This is a genomic window from Armatimonas sp., assembly GCF_043760365.1.
Taxonomy (GTDB): domain Bacteria; phylum Armatimonadota; class Armatimonadia; order Armatimonadales; family Armatimonadaceae; genus Armatimonas.
This window is the reverse complement of sequence record NZ_JAYUPA010000177.1, coordinates 1-2,165: the sequence shown is the minus strand read 5'-3', so window position 1 is coordinate 2,165 and position 2,165 is coordinate 1. Positions and strand designations below refer to the sequence as shown.

Below are 2,165 nucleotides of genomic sequence, written 5' to 3'. Positions count from 1 at the left end.
CGTGAACAGCAACTGCCCGTAGCCCGTGCTTGTACGCTCAATCACACCAAGGCTCTCTCCAACCTCACCAAGACTTTTCCCAAAGGCAAGAAATGCCCACGGATCTATTGTCTCGACATCACTGTCATCGGTGCGTTTCTTGGGAGCCTGAACCAGGAAGATCGGTTCGCGTTGCAGAAGCTCCTTGTTCGCTACCCAACTTTTGATGTACTTGCTGAGTGTTTTGATGAGATCAAGGCCATGAGGTGCCAGAAGATCATGAAGTTCTTGGAGGTTTTGTGGAGCCCACTGAATGACACCGTGCGTGACGGGAGTAGCGCTACCTAGCGGGATCGCGACGTACTGGGCAGGCTGCCCGCCAGCCCGTTGCTCGGGTTCAGCAACAAGAATGAGTCGCTGACCTTGCTCCGTGGTTGGGTAACAGAAGAGTGGCTCCGGTGTTTGTTGTGCATTGTCATAGGCTCCAGCAGGAAGGATAATTGTCCCCTGAACCCCCATCAGCAGTGGCTCCAATGGTTGATCATCGCGATGCAGCTTCCCCTCTGATGTGAGGGAGAGCCATTGCCGAAGCCGCTGGATAAATCTCAAGGCGCTCCAGCGGTGTTTCTCCTCATACCACGGAGCGTCTGTCCAGCAGAGGGACACAGGATCACCACGTTTACCCAGGTTAAGGTGGGGCACATCTTGGCGAAAGTTTTTTCTGAGGGCCAAAACCGCTGGGAGTTGGTCGTCGTTTTCGGAGAAGATAACGGCAAGATACTCTCGGTACTTAATTCCGTGCATTGGAGATTGAGGGATCTCCGGCTCAGTCTCGAAAATGACGATCTCCGAATACGGCACTCCTGGTGGCTCCGCTGAGCCGTCAATAGCGCGGCACTCCAGCAGAACTGTGAAAAGCTCCGGCCCCCTTGTTTGAAGGAGTTCTACGACGCCTTTTGCGCGAGGAAGCCTGAGCTGATCAGACTCTACGATAGAGCCAGGTAACTCATGAAGATTCTGCTGCATCCCCTAGCCTCGTGAACCAAAGGGGCGACCAATCACTAGTAGCCCCAGAGTGAGCATTCCAAAAAGCGCGATCCTATCCAAATCCCAAAAGCCTGCTCTGGAGGCCGGAGTTGAGATAGCTCCACCTGGTCCAACAGAACCAGATTGCATTATGAGCTTTGGTCCCAGCGAGGTGATCTCGAAAACCATCTCTTCGGGCTTTGCCTTTGTAGGGAAATCGGCAGTCACCACGTACTTACCCTCGATCTCAGAAGCACGTTCCTTGTAGTAATCTGCGGCACTCTTGTGTGGAGGCATCTTCTCCACGCAGTCGCTGGGAATGGACTTGCTGGTCGAAACTAAATAGCCTCCACTGCCTCCCTGCTGATAGAGCCAGTCCACTTCGTCAATCGGAGTAATAGCGCCGCAACGCTCACCGCCAGCATTCAAACTCTTGTAGCTGCTATGGTGAGGGACGTTGTTGATGTCCCAGCCGAGGCGTGCCTCGTTTGAGTGGTACTTACTAACCTTGACGATATCGGAGATCACGTCGCTATCTACGTCGGCACTCAAAATCAGCCGAGTATCACGGTTACCTTCTTGGAAAGTTGCCTGAACAAAGATCGCGTTGTTATTTCGGCTCTGTGGTGCGCCATCGCCTTGACGCATGGCAAACGGCGAGTGGACGAAGAACTCAACTCCCTCAGTACCTTTTTTCCAGTTAGGAACATAGGTGCCAGCATCTACGATTAGGCCCTCGACGTCTTTGGGATTTACCCCTCTGGCTTTTAGCCAATCATCGAGGCTACCCGGTCTTGAGAAAACCTTGATTCCCGACTTTTCCTTAGTGAGCCGATGAATGGCCTCCTGGCGGATGACACGGGCGCTATCGTCTAAGCCCGTCTCAAGGATTGCCGCCGCTGGCACCCAGAGATCCCCGATCTCGACCCTTCCCTGCCCCTGGTACTTCTGGGCATGGTTGAAGTAGAAGAAATCTTCTGCGCCATCACAATGGTCATCGTCTAGGTGTGTGAAACAGACAACCTCGGCAAGAAGTTTGCCGCGCTTAATGAGGTCAGCCTTGATATTGCCTGCGAGATCGTACTTTCCGTTTCCGGGTTTGAAGCGATGGCAGAAATCAAAGAGAATACGGGCCTCACTACTAAGGGTGATGCGGCAAC

At 53.3% G+C, this 2,165-nt stretch carries 2 protein-coding genes; both read right to left on the bottom strand.

Translation table 11 applies throughout. The features are described from left to right. Positions 1 to 1,005 (bottom strand): hypothetical protein (locus ACH2EH_RS04465; protein WP_395139340.1); only part of this gene is annotated, 1,005 nt, incomplete at its 3' end. Positions 1,006 to 1,008: 3 nt separating this feature from the next. Further along, a partial coding sequence (locus ACH2EH_RS04460) for a hypothetical protein (protein WP_395139339.1) occupies positions 1,009 to 2,165 on the bottom strand: 1,157 nt, incomplete at its 5' end.